A 15,135-nucleotide genomic window follows, 5' to 3' on the forward strand; every position below is an offset into this window, starting at 1 on the left:
TGTTCTTCAGCTTGACGTTGTTGTTCTTCTTGCTGTTTATGAGCTTGTTCTTCAGCTTGACGTTGTTCTTCTTGCTTACGAGCTTGTTCCTCAGCTTGGCGTTTCTCATCTTCTTGTTTACGAGTTTTATCGTCCGCCTCTTTCTTTTCTAATTCCTTTTTCTTTTCGGCAGCCTTTTTCTCTTCATTATTAGAAGCGACTTGTTTATTACTTGTTGTCGTTTTTTCAGATGAAGGACCTGAAATACCTAATAGCGCAACGAAAATGACAAATAACACAGCGGTAATAATAAATTGTTTTTTTGCTACACCTGTTTTCTTAATAACAGATAATATCGCAAGAACAAGGAAGAATATAAATAGAACGAAACTTAAAATAGAAAAAAATTCGACGACTGGGTGATCAGATTTTGTTGTGCCGGTCACCATTAAGATAATTGAAATCATAAAAAGAATAACGGTAAAACGACCATATTTTATCGCCTTACCATTTTTCTTAAAGAATGAAATAGTACATAAGATTAAAAGAATAAAAGCAATAAAAAATAAAGCTGTACCAATATTACTCAAAACTGCCATTTCAATACCTCCATTTGTAAGATTTGCCCTTTTGATTATATAAGAATTCATTGGGATTAACAGGGTTTCTAATAAAATAAAAAAATTTATATTATTTTTAATAGATAAACAAACAAAAAAATAAATATTTTATATATAGAGAAAAATGAATTTAATTCCTATTATCTTTCGAAAAGATTTTCATAGATTATAGTATCTCGTCTGAAAGAAGGGGATTTGAATGGAATTCCAATTGTTAGTGAATTGCGTGTTACAAGAAGGTAATGCTTACTTTTTAGTAACGAAAGTAGATGATGTTATTACGTTAAAAGTACCAATTACAGAAGGAGTATCAGGTTTATTTTTAGCTTTAGGTGTACCAAAATACTCTTAATTTAAATTGTAATAGTAAAAGGGAATGCCGTCTATTTTATACTAATTTTGCAATAGCACGTTTAAAACAGACATACATATACTAAAATGTTTCATTAGCCTTTTATGATGAAATATAGATTTAAAAAGTGTATTAAAAATAGAGGGGATACTCTTTATATTTATGAAAATAAATGAGGCGCTAGTATACATGAAAAGACGAACGTATGACATTCCAGTCGCATTGCGAAGAGAATGGTTTTTAATAGAGTTAGCGCACTTAACAAAAAAATATGGAATTGAAATTGCAACTAGTAATATTGAAGATGCACCATTTTTAAGAGATCAAGTTACAGAATTGAAAATCGAAGCTGGTTTACAATACGATAAATATGGTGATGAGTACATCATCGAGTTTTAAACAAAGAAGCTGCGTATAAAAGGTTATTAAAGAGACCTTTTATACGCAGCTTTTTTGTAAAGAGAAAGCTTTGTTGAGAAATATTTAATGCCCTTATTGCAAAAAGGAATGGATGATTATTTAGAGAATATCGTTGGATAAGAAAGGAATGTCGTTATTAATTTCTTATTCAAATGTATCACAAAAATAATTGATTAAATAGTTTTTTAACAATAGGTATTTACTAAAATGATAACGCTTTCTTTCAGACGGAAAAAGGGGGATTTTAATGGGGATTATGAAAAGATGTATCGTATTACTTATTGTACTTTTTATTATGAGTCCAATGGTTATTAGTACAAATATACAGGCGGAGGTTGTAAAAGAGCTTAAGACCGGATTTCCAGATAAAGAAGTATATACTCCTGGAGAATGGTTTTTAGGTCAGAAGCCAGCTAATTATGATGAGAATAAACCACCGATTCTCTTTGTGCAAGGAAGAAATGGTAATGCGGATAGTTGGTATGGAAAAACAGTGTATCACGATATAAATGATATGTACGATTATGCAGTGAAAGCAGGCTATCAAACTGTATTTATTCAATTGTATGATGCTGCAGGGAAAGGGTCAGCGAGTCAGTGGGACAATGGAAAATTGTTAGCGCAAAAACTTGAAGAGATTTATAATCATTTTGGTAAAAAAGTAAATATTGTAGCTCATAGTAAAGGTGGTATCGATACACAAGCTGCTTTAGTTGGATACGGAGCGAATCGATTTGTTGGAAATGTTATTACACTTGCCACTCCGCATTATGGATCAAATTTAGCGGATTTATCATATAGTTGGTGGGCAGGATGGCTTGCTTCTATATTAGGTCAAAAAGATGATGGTACGTACTCATTACAAATAGGTGAAATGGCAAAATTCCGATCTACAATAGATAATAATCCTGCAGTTAAGTTGAACCGCTACTTTACGGCTACTGGGACAAGTTGGGGACCTGTATTTTCAGCATTATCTATGGGCGGACTGTATTTAGCATCGTACGGTTCTAATGATGGATTAGTGAACGAATGGAGTGCTAAGTTGCCGTATGGAACACATTTATTTACAGATTCAAGATTTGATCATGACAATATACGGAAAGGTTCAGCTGTTTTCGCAAGAATTGAACCATATTTACGTACAGCAAATGTAGCAGTACCAGCTTTATTAGCTCCGAGTTATAGTTCAGATGAAAAGGTAGAACAATTAAACACAACTTCTAATCAAAATATTTTAGGAGGAGAATTACAACAAAATCAGTGGATAGGGCAAACTGTTGTGGTAGATAAAAAGGCAGAAGGAACAGTCTCAGTTTTAACTGCCTCTTCAGATGTAGAAACACAACTTATATCTCCAAAAGGAAAAGTTTATACAAATAAAGATAGTGCTTTCGCAATTGGTGAAGGTGAATCTTTCTTTAAAGGAGCGACTATAAGAACATTTAAATTTGATAAAATGGACGTAGGAGAATGGAAAGTTAAAATGATGGCGAAGCAGCCGAAAGATGCATATTTAATTGTAACTGATTACAAAAAAGAAGCTCCGTTCGTCCTTCAAATGCCGGCAAAAGTCAAAGTAGATAAAACAGATTATAAACTAAAAAAATCACCTACAGCTCCTGAAATGAAAGGTGATCTTTCAGTAACAGTAAGAGTAATTAATAAAGAAGGGGAGCTAGTATCTGAATCAAATGAAACACAAAATATAAATACTAATACGTTTACAGGCGCTTTGAAAAACGTAAAGCAGCCAGGCGTATATAACGTTACGATTGATATAAAAGGGATGAATAAGGAAGGACAACCTTATAATCGTACGATTGTTAAGTCTGTTTATGTGGAGAAGTAAGAGAAATAAACATATAGAATTAAATAAAGTGAAACTTTAATCAATAAGATATATTAGTGTGAACCAGGAGATAATGAATAAAGCGGGGACTAAGTTTGAAATTTAGTCCTCGCTTTTTATTTATGTAGTTGGGCAGGAAGAAGACAAAAAGTATCGAATGAATGTAATTATACAGTACTGTTTGCTTTTGGTAGGAATAAAGATACGTTAACTATTTTTCAAACTGTAACGAAAAGCTAATAAATAATAGAGGGAGCAACTTACATGGAAAATATATTAAAGGTATCCTCAAAATCAAGTCCAAATTCAGTTGCAGGTGCAATTGCGGGTGTACTAAGAGCAAGTGGCAATGTAGAAATCCAAGTGATTGGAGCTGGTTCTTTAAATCAAGCGATTAAAGCAATTGCGATTGCAAGAGGTTTTGTAGCTCCAAGTGGCATTGACTTGGTTCTTGTTCCAGCATTTCAAGAGGTTTCTATCAATAATCAAGAAAGAACAGCAATCAAATTAATTGTAGGTCCTAGAAAAAAGAGGTCCTAATAGAAGACGCTAGTATAAGGGGATTTGAAAAGTTTGATAGAATGAAGTGATCCAAAAAAGTTAGACACGTTATTTCATTTGGAAGTTCCTTGGGCATGGACCCGGTATTGTACCGGGCTTATGTCTTTTAAATGTGTTTCAGCTAGCCCCGAACATAGCACCAATATAATAGCACCAATAATGGAAAAGAAGGGGTAGAAAATACTTACAAGTATAAAAACAACAATATAAAAATTCCTTCCTATACCTTTTGGAGCAAAAATAATTAAAATCAGTGATACAAATATTAAATAAATTAAATTACTATCAGATATTTATACGTTAATTATTTATTGGGAATATAGTCTCGCCAGGTTTGGAAAATTTATATAATTTTCTTGCGAATTTTAGCATTCCCTCTTCGCTTGCTGTTAAAGTCTTAATATCTTTCTCAAGGGATTTTCCAACCTTTTCTAGAGCGGATAATCTTTGTTTTTCTTGAACTATTAGGGCTTGTTTTGCTTTTGTTAATTTTTGTTGTTGGTAAATGGAATGTTGAGCAGACAAAGTTACAGACAATATAAAAGCTAAAGTTAACAACAAACGCCGTCTTAGTTTTTTCTTCGTTTGTTGTCGATTGTTAGGATTAAATTGTTTTTTGGGGACTAATTGTTGTGATAATTCTGGGGTATTGCTCATTTTAATGCCTCCATTACTAATTATAGAATTTTAAATTTTTTAAGAAATCATATAAACAAAATGGGAATTTTGAACTCATTTTTGTAAATGTGGGTTTTGTAAACTTTAAATAAAATCCCTATTCTTTATTAAAAACTGCCCTTATTGGAGGAGCAACAAGGGCAGAATATACATGGAGTTGCAAGGGGTAATCTGTAAAATCATATAAATTGTAACATGTACATATACCTATAGTAGTTACGAAAAAGTAACAAAATCGTTATTTGAATAGAAAGAGAGAAAATATGGAACCTTCAATAATTGTATAAGTCGTGTGAGAGTTGAAAAAATAGTATATTATCTTTCTCAATGTACATATTAAGTAAAGTGTTTAATATCATACATAAAAGGCGGGGTAATATGAGTGAAAATAAGAAAAATGAAGAATTGAATAAGGTGAAGAAGTATTATTTTAATGAGGATAATCAGCCAGTAGCTGGTATAGAGTTAACTTTGTCGCCTGATATAGGAAGCTTGTTAGACCCGAAATCAGTTAATGATGAAAGTAGAGATATTGATAATGAATAAGTTTAATCTAAGCATCCATTCGGGTGCTTTTTATTTTGGAGGATGATGAATGATGACAAACATGATGTAAAAGAAATCTATTTTGCTGTACGTAATGAGGACGGAACATTTGATTACAAGAAATTCAAACGCAGCTATGATAAATATGTAAAATTACTTGCTAAAATCCTACGTGATCGTGGATTATCTGTAGAAAAAGGATTGTGGACTCACTATGATGTGACGAAAAGGATGGTTGGTTAAATCTTGGCGGTGAGCAATGGATTAAAAACGATCCAACTTATGTGAAGTTTAGTAAGAAAAGCACAGTGGATTCTTCTATTGTTGGAAAGCGTGTTGTTTCTAAAGTTAATAATCTACGTTTCTATGACGATCCATCTTGGCAGGATAAAGATGTTGCTGGATCTGTAGATACAGGATTAGGATTTACTATCATTGATAAAGTGATAGTGAATGGGTCGAGACAATATAAAGTGAAAAATTCTCGTGGAAGTGTATTCTATATTACAGATAGTCCATATTTTGTACAAGTTAAATAGCAAAATGAAAAGCCGGCTCTTATATAGAGTCGGCTTTGTTTAGTGTAATTTTATTCTTTACTTTTTATAGCTTCTTTTAGTGTTTCAAGAGTTTGCTTTAACCATTCTAAAGCTGTTAAATTTAATGCAGGGAAATAAATATAAGTTTTATATGTAATAAATTCCTCTTTTTCACTATCAGTTAAATTACCGATTAAAAATGAAAGTATATCATTTATAGTATTTTCGATACAGACTTTATTAACTTCCATTATAAATTCACTAAGAGCTTCCTCAGGTGATTCCATGTCTTGGTGAAATGTTCCTGCTAAAAAATCACCTAATTCTTTATATGAGCTATATTTATTTTCCATATAAATTCTCTCCTCTACTTTTCTGGATATCCTGTAATAATAAAACTTCCTTGGTTATCTTTTTTCAAAACAATCACAGCATTTTCCGCATCCGAAGCACTGTTTTATCCTCTGTTGATAACTCGTCCAATTATAGCATTACCGCTATAAATTACGGATAGTAATACGTACGTGAATGTGAAGTAATACGAAGAAAAGACCGCCTATTACGGGCGGTCGATTTTTACTAATTATTTTTTAATGCTTGTTTTAACGTTTCAACTGTTTGTTCAAGCCATTCTATAGGAGTAAGTTTTAAAGAAGGAAAATAAACTTCAGTATAATCTTTAATGAACTCTTCTTTTTCTTGTGTAGATAAATCACTTTTTAAAAATTCAGTTATGTACTTTATAGTATTTTCTATACACACTTTATGAGCTTCTTCTATAAATTCATTTAAGGCTTTTTCTGCTGTTCCCATATCTTGATGAAATGTTCCATCTAAAAAATCACTTAATTCTTCATACATATAATCTTTATCATTCATAAGTATCCTCCTAAATTTCTATCTTACGGGATATCCTGTCCGAATATAACTTCCTTGCCCGTCTTTTTTTAAGAGAATTTTAGCATTAGTTACCTCTAAAACATTTTCAGATCCTCTTACAATAGATCGACCAATAACTTCATCACCTCTATACTTAAACGCTAGAGTTGGCCAGCTGTAAGGATCATCTAACTACCTTTCTATTTTACGTATATTTCGAGGATTAGTTAACACTTCATCAGCAACTTTTTGAGCTGATTTTAAATCATTAAAAGATGAAGATCCTGTGATATCTGGATCATCTATTAAGCGTTGAACCAATGCTTCATTAGATATTTCAACATGCTTGTCCATTAAATGTCCGCCTTTATCTTCGTGTTGCTTTAAATCACCATCAAATACACGTGGACTATATTGAGTTGATCTATCTATGTTTTCAGCAAATACCAAAGTATCTTTAGCTTGTCTAACAGCAAATGAAATCTATGTATATGTGAAATAGAAAAAGAAATAAACCGCTGGTAATAGATGGTCTAATATTATTTACAATTAGTATACTTGAAAAGGAATTGTTAATTTTCATTTAGCATAATCTCTAATTTATCTAATTCAATAAGTAGAGAGTCGTCAAAACTTTTTACGAGGCCGGTATCAGTATAGGCTCTCACTGCGCCTTTAATTCGATGAGATTCTAGTCCGTCATTAGTATAGTCGTTACTTTGCAGATAATTAGCTAAACGATTTAATCGTTTTAGTAAATCTTCATAGAATGGATCTTCTTTTTCTTTTTATTTATTTTTTGTAATTTCAATTACTATCTCGATTTGACTTAATAGTACATTTGCATTTTTAGACATATATATTGTCCTCCTATATATATCAATCATTTTTTGAGGACGGTCTAATATTATTTATTGCTATTTAATATAGCCTGAAGAGATTGTTCTACCTTATACATTTCACCTAATATAGGATTATCATAATCACTACAAGAGTCGAGATATGCTCTAACTCCACCAAAAATCTTGAAATCTAGTCTGGATAGTGAAGAAAGTTCTTTAGTTTCTAATACGGCTACAGCTGCTTTGTAACGTTTAATTATATCATCAATCATTTTTTTTCTTTAACTTCATTTTCTTTTTCAAGATTTTTAATAATATTGTTCATTTGTTTTTTTTATTCGGTAATATTTTGAGTATGCATTAGTATTTAAATACCTCCATTTTCATTTCAATTATTTATTTGGTACTTTTCGTACATCTGAAATCCATTCTAAAGGCCAATTTTGTGGAAGTAAAACTTGATGAATCCAGAGGATATATTCCACACACAAGTTCAACAATGGGAACGGCAATACCTATTTATCAAGGTGATTGTAATACAAGATTTATTGCAGAAATGTATGTTAAATGAATTGTTTTTAAAATAAAAATCGATCTAATATAGTTTAATTAAAAGGCTATTATTTGCTCACAAATAATATAAAAACACGTGAAAAAATATGAAATTCCCTATTGAAATATAATATAACAAATGAAAAAGTGTCACAAATGCTTGTATAACAGGCATTTGTGACACGTTTATAGTTTTATTTAACACAAAATGAATAAGATTAAAACTGCTCATTCTTCTCCCAAGATTCTACAATATAATGAGCAATCGTCGGGTTGAATCCTTTTCCAACTAAGAACATAATAGCAGCAACTTCCGTTAAAGCGTGTTGGTGTGATGTATGTTTTGCTTCATTTAAACCGTAATCTACCCAAGGTTTTACGAAATCTAGTACAGGTTTCTTTAAAGTTAAAAACTGTGTGCCGACAACTTGTTGGATTTGTTGTTGTGTTGGTTCTGTAATTGGTCCTGGAGGTAAAATTTGTGGCTGTGTAGTATCTAACGTTGGTCCTGGAGGTAAAATTTGTGGTTGCGTCGGATCAATTGTTGGTGGTGCAGGTGGTGAGACACGTGAATCGGAGTTTGGTTGATACATTTGTTGTTGGTATTGCGGTTGTTGTGGCTGAGATGCGTATGGATTTTGTTGATATTGTTGTTCTTGATTTTGTGGTGCTACATATGGATTTTGAGGATATTCATAATTTGGACGTGTTTCATATGGATTTTGTTGATATTCAGCTTCTTGATTTTGCGGAGTTGCGTATGGATCTTGTTCGTATTGGGGTTCTTGATGTTGTGTTTCTTGCTCCCCATATTGTTCTGCATATCTTTGATCCTGATGTTGAGGGGAAAATGGTTGTTGTGGGTAAGGCGGTTGATTATTATAGAACATTTTTATTCCTCCTTCATGATGATGCCTACCACCTAGTGTATGGGCGGACAAGAAAATATGTGATGAAAAAATGCGGGCGTGTTACAATAAGAAACTGGGTGAAGATAAAATGATAAAACAAGAAAAAATTCAAAAAACAATAACTTTCGTAAAACATATTTTAGAAAAAGATGCGAGTGGGCATGATTGGTATCATATTGAACGAGTACATAAATTGGCGATTTCTTTATCCGAGCAAGAAGGGGGAAATCGTTTTATAATTGAAATGGCGGCATTACTTCACGATGTAGCAGATGAGAAGTTAAATGAGAGTGAAGAGGCAGGAATGAAAAAAGTTTCTGATTGGTTAGAAGATTTACATGTTGAACAAGAGGAAAGTAAACATATTCTCCACATTATTGCGAATATGTCCTTTAAGGGTGGCCATGGTGGCAAAGTGGAATCAATTGAAGGGGAAATTGTTCAAGATGCGGATCGTTTAGACGCTCTTGGTGCAATTGGAATAGCTCGTACGTTTGCATACGGAGGAGCGAAAGGGAGATTAATGTATGATCCAAATATTCCTCCTCGTGAAGTGATGGCGAAAGATGAATACCGAAAAAATAACGATCCATCTTTAAATCATTTTTATGAAAAACTTTTAAAACTAAAAGACTTAATGAACACGAACGCAGCAAAACGAGAGGCTGAAGTTCGTCATCGTTATATGGAAGAGTTTATTGAACAATTTATGAAAGAGTGGAATGCACAAATATGAAAATGTTAACTGTGGAAAACTTATCGAAATCATACGGAGATAAACCGTTATTTGATGGACTATCATGTAGTATTACGGAGGGACAACGTGCTGGAATTATTGGTGTAAACGGTACTGGTAAATCAACGTTATTAAAAATTATTGCAGGGGTAGAAATTCCTGATACAGGTGATATGACGCATTCGCGTGGGTATACAATTAGTTATTTATCACAGCAGCCTGAGTTTGATGAAAAACTAACAGTATTAGAGCAAGTATTCCATGGTGATACACCTTTAATTCGTCTTCTTCGTGATTATGAAAAGGCGCTATTAAATATCGAAAAAGATCCAAGTAATGAAAAAGTACAAGAACAATTATTTGCAGTGCAGCAACGTATGGATGCAATGAGTGCGTGGGAAGCAAATGCAAATGCGAAATCTCTTTTAACGAAATTAGGAATTACAGATTTCACAGCAACTGTTGGGAATTTATCTGGTGGACAAAAAAAACGTATCGCAATGGCACAATGTTTTATTGAAACACCTGATCTATTAATTTTAGACGAGCCTACGAACCATCTTGATCATGAGACAGTTGAATGGTTAGAAGAATATCTAGCAAGATACACAGGTGCGGTATTACTTGTAACCCATGATCGTTATTTCTTAGATCGTGTGACAAACCGTATTTTTGAATTAGATAATGGTAAACTATATAGCTACGAAGGAAACTATAGTACATTTTTAGAAGCGAAAGCACTTCGTGAAGAGCAAGAATCGGCACAAGAATCAAAACGCCAAAATTTATATCGTCGTGAACTTGCTTGGATTCGACGTGGTGCAAAAGCCCGTTCTACAAAACAAAAAGCACGTATTCAACGTTTTGAAGAACTAAAGGGGCAAGAAGGACCAGCTGCGAAACAGTCAGTTGATATTGCACTAAGTGGAAGTCGTCTAGGAAAGAAAGTACTTGAGTTAAAAGACGTAACGAAAAAATTTGGCGATAAGACAGTACTACATAATTTTAACCATATTGTGAAACCAGGCGATCGTATTGGAATTATTGGAGCGAATGGAAGTGGAAAATCTTCTCTATTAAATATGCTTGCAGGCAAGCTATCTCCTGATAGTGGTGAAATTGAAGTTGGACAAACTGTAAAAATAGCTTATTATACGCAAGAAAATGAAGAGATGAATTTAAACCAGCGTATGATTGAATATATTAAAGAAATTGCGGAAGTCATTCATACGACAGACGGAAAAGTAATTGGCGCATCTCAAATGCTAGAACGTTTCTTATTCCCGCCGCATTCACATGGAACACCGCTTGGTAAACTATCTGGTGGTGAAAGAAGACGTTTATACTTATTACGTATATTAATGGGAGAACCAAATGTACTATTACTTGACGAACCTACGAATGATCTAGATACACAAACATTAACAGTGCTAGAAGATTATTTAGAAGATTTCCCAGGTGTCGTTTTAACTGTATCGCATGACCGTTACTTTTTAGATAAAGTAGTAGATGAATTATTCATCTTTACTGGCGAAGGCGAAGTGCGTGAATTCTTAGGTAGTTATACTGATTATTTAGAAATGGAAAAAACGAAAGAACTCATTGAGAAAGCAGAAGTTCAAAAAGAAAAAAAAGTAGTAGAAGAAGTTCCGAAACAACAACGTAAACGTAAGCTTTCTTACAATGAACAACGTGAATGGGAAACAATTGAAGATACAATTGCAGAACTGGAAGAGAAACTTGAGTCAATTGGAGAAGAACTTGCGAATGTTGGATCTGACTTCACAAAGGCACAAGAATTATCTGAAGCACAGCAGAAAATAGAAGAAGAGCTAGAAAAAACGATGGAACGTTGGAGCGAGTTATCTGACATCGTTGAAGGTTTAAAATAAAAACAAGCTGCATATATTGAAATGTAAAGAGAAAAACTTTACACTATTGATAGAACCTATTTTAGGAGGGGAAAAAATGAGAACATCTAATCCAATGTTGAAAAAAGACACATTTCGTAAAGAGGGAGCAAGTGCTTCTGCGATGACTATTGGCGGAACAGTAGGCAAAACGTTTATTATGCTTATCTTGTTACTTGCAACGTCTGTCTATTCATACATACAGATGACAAATAATACGATGAAAATGCCAGTATTAATTGGTGCTTTAGTTATTGCCGCAATTGTTGCGTTTGCGTCTATATTCTTCCCGCGCTTTTCACCTATTGGTGCGCCAATCTATGCAGCAGTAGAAGGGGTTGTATTGGGAAGTATTTCAGCGATTTATACAATGAAATTTGGCGATACTATCGTTTTAAACGCTGTCTTACTAACAATTTCAATTCTATTTGCAATGTTAGTGTTGTATGCAACGCGCGTAGTAAAAGTAACTGATAAATTCCGTACGGGTGTAATAGCAGCGACAATGGGAATTGCGGTTATGTATTTAATCGTATTCTTACTAAACATGTTCGGCGTTACTGTTCCATATATTCACCAAGGTGGAACAATTGGTATGATCATTAGTGCAGTTATTATTGTAGTTGCTGCATTAAATTTATTACTAGATTTCGATTTAATCGAAAGCGGTGCACGTAGCCAAGCTCCAAAATATATGGAGTGGTACGGTGCAATGGGTCTAATGATGACGCTAGTATGGTTATACTTAGAAATCCTTCGTTTTGTTTCTTACTTTACGAAAAATGATTAATAAAAAAATCCTGCATGAAATGTGCAGGATTTTTTATTTTCAAAGATAAAGTGAAACTTTAATCAGTGGGGGGTGGTCCATCCTCCATTGATTATTAGTTGAACCAATCGGGCTTTTACGGGCAGTTGATCTCCCACCTAACTCCCTCGCATTCGCCGAATTTTGAAGTGGGAGTCTTACTGCCCGTTAATGCGGGATAAATTGAGAATACGGTATAATATGGAAGCTAGTAACTTGAATTAAAGGGGGATGGAATATGATGAAAGAGAAAAAAGGGATTTTGAAAAAACTATTTTCTAAAAGTTTTTTCATAGAACTAGATGACGCTTTAACGTATCCATCGGCGGAAGTGATTTGTTCGGCTATTGATAGATACGCGACTGAGTGTAATGAACAACTAAAGTTTGAGAGCAAAGTAAAACCGATTATTTTTTATTTAGAAAATGTACTTTATCGTGCTGAAATTAAGTTGGCTCGTGGGGGATATTATATTTCTTGCAGCGAAGTGTAAAAAAATTTGAAACCCTATATGTTTGAAACATGTAAGGTTTCTTTTTTACTTTTATAAGGTATAAAATAAGTAATTTTATTTACAAACATACCATTTTGCAATTTTTACCCTTCACACATTTTTCTTTACAATGAAGAAAAATGTGTGAGGTGGTATAACTTATGATGAATCGAGTTGTATTAATCGGTAGATTGACAAAGGAGCCGGAATTATACTACACAAAACAAGGAGTGGCTTATGCACGAATATGTGTTGCGGTGAATAGGGGGTTTCGAAATAGTTTAGGTGAACAACAAGTGGATTTTATAAATTGTGTCGTTTGGCGAAAATCGGCTGAAAATGTAACTGAATATTGTACGAAGGGGTCCCTTGTTGGGATTACTGGGCGTATTCATACGAGTAATTACGATGATGAACAGGGAAAGAGAATATATGGAACTGAAGTTGTAATTGAGAGTATTACATTTTTAGAGAGAAGGAGGGAGGGGGCATCGCAATAAAATGGGACTTTAAACAATAGGTTCGGAAGAATGTGGTGAAAAGTATTTTTATTAGGTGTTGCTTCGTAATGTTTCTCAGCTTGAAATTTGTGGGAAACCTGTACGATTCCACAACCATAATGGAGTATGGACATCAATAGGGGCGAGGCCACTATCAGTCAGTACATTCTCCCATATCTTATCTACAGTCTGTCGGTCTTCAGCACTTCCATTTGAATTATTTTGCAATCAGTAAACTTATGCGAATAGGATATAGTCCACTAAAAAAGATATATTCTTTTCTTTAAGCACTATAGAAACTTTATTATTCTATATAAAGAAAAAGAAAGAATGAAAAAGTATGATGGTGGGAAGAAAGTAGTTAAGCATCCGAGTAGGAGTATAGAGGGATAATATGTTACAATACAGCTAAGAACATGCAATAAAGGAGAGTTTATTTACGTGAAGATTAAAGCAATTGAACCGACGCCAAGTCCGAATACAATGAAAGTTATTTTGAATGAAGTATTACCATCAGGAGCACGTAATAATTATACAAATGAAAATAAAGAACAAGCACCCGTACAAGTACAAGAAATTTTGAAAATTGAAGGCATTAAAGGTGTGTATCATGTAGCAGACTTTTTAGCAGTAGAGAGAAATGCGAAGTATGACTGGAAAGTTTTATTACAACAAGTTCGTACCGTTTTCGGTGAAGAAATAGTGGAAGAAAGTGAAGAACAGCAACTTTCTCATTTTGGAGAAGTGAAAGTGTTTGTTCAAATGTTCTTTACTATTCCGATGCAAGTGAAGTTAACAGATGGAACGACAGAAGAGCGTGTTGGCTTACCTGATCGTTTTAAAGAATCAATTATGAAAGTGCAAATGTCTGCACCTAACGTTGTGAAAGAGCGTAAATGGGTAGAGCAAAGTACACGTTACGGTAATTTTGAAGAAATCGGGAAAGAAGTAGTAGAAGAACTTGTCGCTGCTTATTCAGAAGAACGTGTAAATCAAACGATTAAAGAATTATTAGATCAAGCAGGTGCTATTGAAGTAACGATTCAAAAGCGTGAGCCATATAAAGTAACAGAAGAGATGATGGAAGATTCTGATTGGAAAAAACGTTTTGTAGCTTTAGAACAAATGGATCCTACTGAAGAAGATATTCCAGTATTGAAAAAGGCGTTAGATGATGAGAAAGTATCTATCCGCCGCTTAGCAACAGCATATTTAGGTATGGTAAAAGGTGATGAAGTATTGCCGTTATTATATAAGGCGTTATTAGATCGTTCTGTAAGTGTTCGCCGTACAGCAGGGGATTGCTTATCAGACGTAGGTGACCCAGCAGCGATGTTCGTTATGATTAAATCTCTGAAAGATTCAAGTAAATTAGTACGCTGGCGTGCAGCAATGTTCTTATTTGAACTTGGTGATGAAAGTGCAATTCCAGCACTAAAAGCAGCGCAAGATGATCCAGAGTTTGAAGTAGCGATGCAAGCGCGTTTAGCTTTAGAACGTATTGAAGGCGGCGAAGAAGCAAAAGGTTCTGTATGGAAGCAAATGACGGAGTCTCGTAAAGGAGAATAATTTATGATTGTTTTCTATGATAGTTGGTGTCCGATGTGCACAGCAGTGGCAGACCGTACGAAAAAAGTAGATAAAAAAGGCAAGATGAAATTTATTTCATTTCGAGATAAAGAGGTAGTGGATCAATACGAACTTTCTGAAGAATTACAGAGCAAGATGGAACAAAGACTGTATATATTAAAAAGCAATAAATGGTACGATGGCATTCATAGTATATACGTCTTAGCGAAGGCTGTCCCGTCTTTTTGGTTTGCAGTTCCTTTCATTAAGCTATCGATAGCTCTTGGATTTGGAAGTAAAGTATATGATTATATTGCTAATAATAGAAAACTTGTACCCGTAGGTCATTGCCGTGAAGGGGTTTGTGAAATCCCATTAAAAAAATAAA

18 protein-coding genes and 2 pseudogenes are annotated in these 15,135 nt (G+C 33.8%); 13 read left to right on the forward strand and 7 right to left on the reverse strand.

Annotation, left to right across the window (positions count from 1 at the left end; all coding sequences use genetic code 11):
- Positions 1–578: DUF6056 family protein (locus U860_RS0115905; RefSeq protein ID WP_025149403.1), on the reverse strand; the 578-nt coding region annotated here is incomplete at its 3' end.
- 220 nt (positions 579–798) lie between these two features.
- On the opposite strand from U860_RS0115905, the gene exsG reads away from it, so the two are divergent.
- The 4 genes from exsG to U860_RS0115925 all read left to right on the forward strand — a co-directional run bounded on the left by exsG (position 799) and on the right by U860_RS0115925 (position 3,763).
- Positions 799–951, forward strand: a complete 153-nt coding sequence (gene exsG, locus U860_RS0115910) for an exosporium protein ExsG (protein ID WP_025149330.1) — start codon at positions 799–801, stop codon at positions 949–951.
- A gap of 189 nt (positions 952–1,140) precedes the next feature.
- Entirely contained in the window at positions 1,141–1,350 is a 210-nt protein-coding gene (locus tag U860_RS0115915) for a hypothetical protein (RefSeq protein WP_033795445.1), read from the forward strand.
- Between the two features lie 268 nt (positions 1,351–1,618).
- Positions 1,619–3,223: a hypothetical protein gene (locus tag U860_RS0115920; protein ID WP_025149332.1), complete on the forward strand. Its 1,605-nt coding sequence runs from the start codon at positions 1,619–1,621 to the stop codon at positions 3,221–3,223.
- A gap of 264 nt (positions 3,224–3,487) precedes the next feature.
- Positions 3,488–3,763: a stage V sporulation protein S gene (locus U860_RS0115925; RefSeq protein WP_002171638.1), complete on the forward strand. Its 276-nt coding sequence runs from the start codon at positions 3,488–3,490 to the stop codon at positions 3,761–3,763.
- A gap of 321 nt (positions 3,764–4,084) precedes the next feature.
- Here U860_RS0115925 and U860_RS0115930 read toward each other — a convergent pair whose 3' ends face one another.
- Entirely contained in the window at positions 4,085–4,441 is a 357-nt protein-coding gene (locus tag U860_RS0115930) for a septum formation initiator family protein (protein WP_025149333.1), read from the reverse strand.
- 399 nt (positions 4,442–4,840) lie between these two features.
- Between U860_RS0115930 and U860_RS35930 the strand changes: the two genes are divergently transcribed.
- Positions 4,841–5,008 carry a hypothetical protein gene (locus U860_RS35930; protein WP_025149334.1) on the forward strand — a complete coding sequence of 56 codons (168 nt, stop codon included), beginning with the start codon at positions 4,841–4,843 and terminating at the stop codon, positions 5,006–5,008.
- 105 nt (positions 5,009–5,113) lie between these two features.
- Positions 5,114–5,547: pseudogene (locus U860_RS35200) on the forward strand (hypothetical protein); the annotation flags it as partial.
- 50 nt (positions 5,548–5,597) lie between these two features.
- Here U860_RS35200 and U860_RS0115950 read toward each other — a convergent pair.
- From U860_RS0115950 to U860_RS0115975, 5 genes and pseudogenes are all read right to left on the reverse strand, one after another.
- Positions 5,598–5,900: a contact-dependent growth inhibition system immunity protein gene (locus U860_RS0115950; protein ID WP_025149337.1), complete on the reverse strand. Its 303-nt coding sequence runs from the start codon at positions 5,898–5,900 to the stop codon at positions 5,598–5,600.
- A gap of 226 nt (positions 5,901–6,126) precedes the next feature.
- Positions 6,127–6,426 (reverse strand): contact-dependent growth inhibition system immunity protein, encoded by a 300-nt coding sequence (locus U860_RS0115955; RefSeq protein WP_025149338.1) that lies wholly within the window; start codon positions 6,424–6,426, stop codon positions 6,127–6,129.
- A gap of 18 nt (positions 6,427–6,444) precedes the next feature.
- A pseudogene (locus U860_RS37015) lies at positions 6,445–6,891 on the reverse strand (RNase A-like domain-containing protein); the annotation flags it as partial.
- A gap of 442 nt (positions 6,892–7,333) precedes the next feature.
- Positions 7,334–7,540, reverse strand: a complete 207-nt coding sequence (locus U860_RS31605) for a hypothetical protein (protein ID WP_240184480.1) — start codon at positions 7,538–7,540, stop codon at positions 7,334–7,336.
- A 498-nt stretch (positions 7,541–8,038) separates the two neighbouring features.
- Positions 8,039–8,710 (reverse strand): hypothetical protein, encoded by a 672-nt coding sequence (locus U860_RS0115975; protein WP_025149340.1) that lies wholly within the window; start codon positions 8,708–8,710, stop codon positions 8,039–8,041.
- Positions 8,711–8,819: 109 nt separating this feature from the next.
- Between U860_RS0115975 and U860_RS0115980 the strand changes: the two genes are divergently transcribed.
- From U860_RS0115980 to U860_RS0116010, 7 genes are all read left to right on the forward strand, one after another.
- On the forward strand, positions 8,820–9,467 hold the full coding sequence (locus U860_RS0115980; RefSeq protein WP_025149341.1) for an HD domain-containing protein: 648 nt from the start codon (positions 8,820–8,822) through the stop codon (positions 9,465–9,467).
- Positions 9,464–11,359, forward strand: coding sequence for an ABC-F family ATP-binding cassette domain-containing protein (locus U860_RS0115985; protein WP_025149342.1), 1,896 nt, complete (start codon positions 9,464–9,466; stop codon positions 11,357–11,359). The genes U860_RS0115980 and U860_RS0115985 overlap by 4 nt, the downstream gene beginning before the upstream one ends.
- 76 nt (positions 11,360–11,435) lie before the next feature.
- Positions 11,436–12,167 carry a Bax inhibitor-1/YccA family protein gene (locus tag U860_RS0115990; protein WP_025149343.1) on the forward strand — a complete coding sequence of 244 codons (732 nt, stop codon included), beginning with the start codon at positions 11,436–11,438 and terminating at the stop codon, positions 12,165–12,167.
- 256 nt (positions 12,168–12,423) lie between these two features.
- A complete protein-coding gene (locus tag U860_RS0115995) occupies positions 12,424–12,678 on the forward strand; it encodes a DUF4318 domain-containing protein (protein ID WP_025149344.1) in 255 nt (84 codons plus the stop codon).
- A gap of 161 nt (positions 12,679–12,839) precedes the next feature.
- Entirely contained in the window at positions 12,840–13,178 is a 339-nt protein-coding gene (locus tag U860_RS0116000; RefSeq protein ID WP_025149345.1) for a single-stranded DNA-binding protein, read from the forward strand.
- A 441-nt stretch (positions 13,179–13,619) separates the two neighbouring features.
- Positions 13,620–14,747, forward strand: a complete 1,128-nt coding sequence (locus U860_RS0116005) for a conserved virulence factor C family protein (RefSeq protein ID WP_025149346.1) — start codon at positions 13,620–13,622, stop codon at positions 14,745–14,747.
- A 3-nt stretch (positions 14,748–14,750) separates the two neighbouring features.
- On the forward strand, positions 14,751–15,134 hold the full coding sequence (locus U860_RS0116010) for a DCC1-like thiol-disulfide oxidoreductase family protein (RefSeq protein WP_025149347.1): 384 nt from the start codon (positions 14,751–14,753) through the stop codon (positions 15,132–15,134).
- The last annotated feature ends 1 nt before the right edge of the window (position 15,135 follow it).

Source organism: Bacillus sp. H1a (assembly GCF_000633475.1).
Classification (GTDB): Bacteria; Bacillota; Bacilli; order Bacillales; family Bacillaceae_G; genus Bacillus_A; species Bacillus_A paramycoides.

What these genes read in the sequence shown, in the direction of transcription:
- exsG (WP_025149330.1), top strand. Translation starts at nt 799, where the DNA reads ATGGAATTCCAATTGTTAGTGAATTGCGTGTTACAAGAAGGTAATGCT.
- U860_RS0115915 (WP_033795445.1), top strand. Translation starts at nt 1,141, where the DNA reads ATGAAAAGACGAACGTATGACATTCCAGTCGCATTGCGAAGAGAATGG.
- U860_RS0115920 (WP_025149332.1), top strand. Translation starts at nt 1,619, where the DNA reads ATGGGGATTATGAAAAGATGTATCGTATTACTTATTGTACTTTTTATT.
- U860_RS0115925 (WP_002171638.1), top strand. Translation starts at nt 3,488, where the DNA reads ATGGAAAATATATTAAAGGTATCCTCAAAATCAAGTCCAAATTCAGTT.
- U860_RS0115930 (WP_025149333.1), bottom strand. Translation starts at nt 4,441, where the DNA reads ATGAGCAATACCCCAGAATTATCACAACAATTAGTCCCCAAAAAACAA.
- U860_RS35930 (WP_025149334.1), top strand. Translation starts at nt 4,841, where the DNA reads ATGAGTGAAAATAAGAAAAATGAAGAATTGAATAAGGTGAAGAAGTAT.
- U860_RS0115950 (WP_025149337.1), bottom strand. Translation starts at nt 5,900, where the DNA reads ATGGAAAATAAATATAGCTCATATAAAGAATTAGGTGATTTTTTAGCA.
- U860_RS0115955 (WP_025149338.1), bottom strand. Translation starts at nt 6,426, where the DNA reads ATGAATGATAAAGATTATATGTATGAAGAATTAAGTGATTTTTTAGAT.
- U860_RS31605 (WP_240184480.1), bottom strand. Translation starts at nt 7,540, where the DNA reads ATGATTGATGATATAATTAAACGTTACAAAGCAGCTGTAGCCGTATTA.
- U860_RS0115975 (WP_025149340.1), bottom strand. Translation starts at nt 8,710, where the DNA reads ATGTTCTATAATAATCAACCGCCTTACCCACAACAACCATTTTCCCCT.
- U860_RS0115980 (WP_025149341.1), top strand. Translation starts at nt 8,820, where the DNA reads ATGATAAAACAAGAAAAAATTCAAAAAACAATAACTTTCGTAAAACAT.
- U860_RS0115985 (WP_025149342.1), top strand. Translation starts at nt 9,464, where the DNA reads ATGAAAATGTTAACTGTGGAAAACTTATCGAAATCATACGGAGATAAA.
- U860_RS0115990 (WP_025149343.1), top strand. Translation starts at nt 11,436, where the DNA reads ATGAGAACATCTAATCCAATGTTGAAAAAAGACACATTTCGTAAAGAG.
- U860_RS0115995 (WP_025149344.1), top strand. Translation starts at nt 12,424, where the DNA reads ATGATGAAAGAGAAAAAAGGGATTTTGAAAAAACTATTTTCTAAAAGT.
- U860_RS0116000 (WP_025149345.1), top strand. Translation starts at nt 12,840, where the DNA reads ATGATGAATCGAGTTGTATTAATCGGTAGATTGACAAAGGAGCCGGAA.
- U860_RS0116010 (WP_025149347.1), top strand. Translation starts at nt 14,751, where the DNA reads ATGATTGTTTTCTATGATAGTTGGTGTCCGATGTGCACAGCAGTGGCA.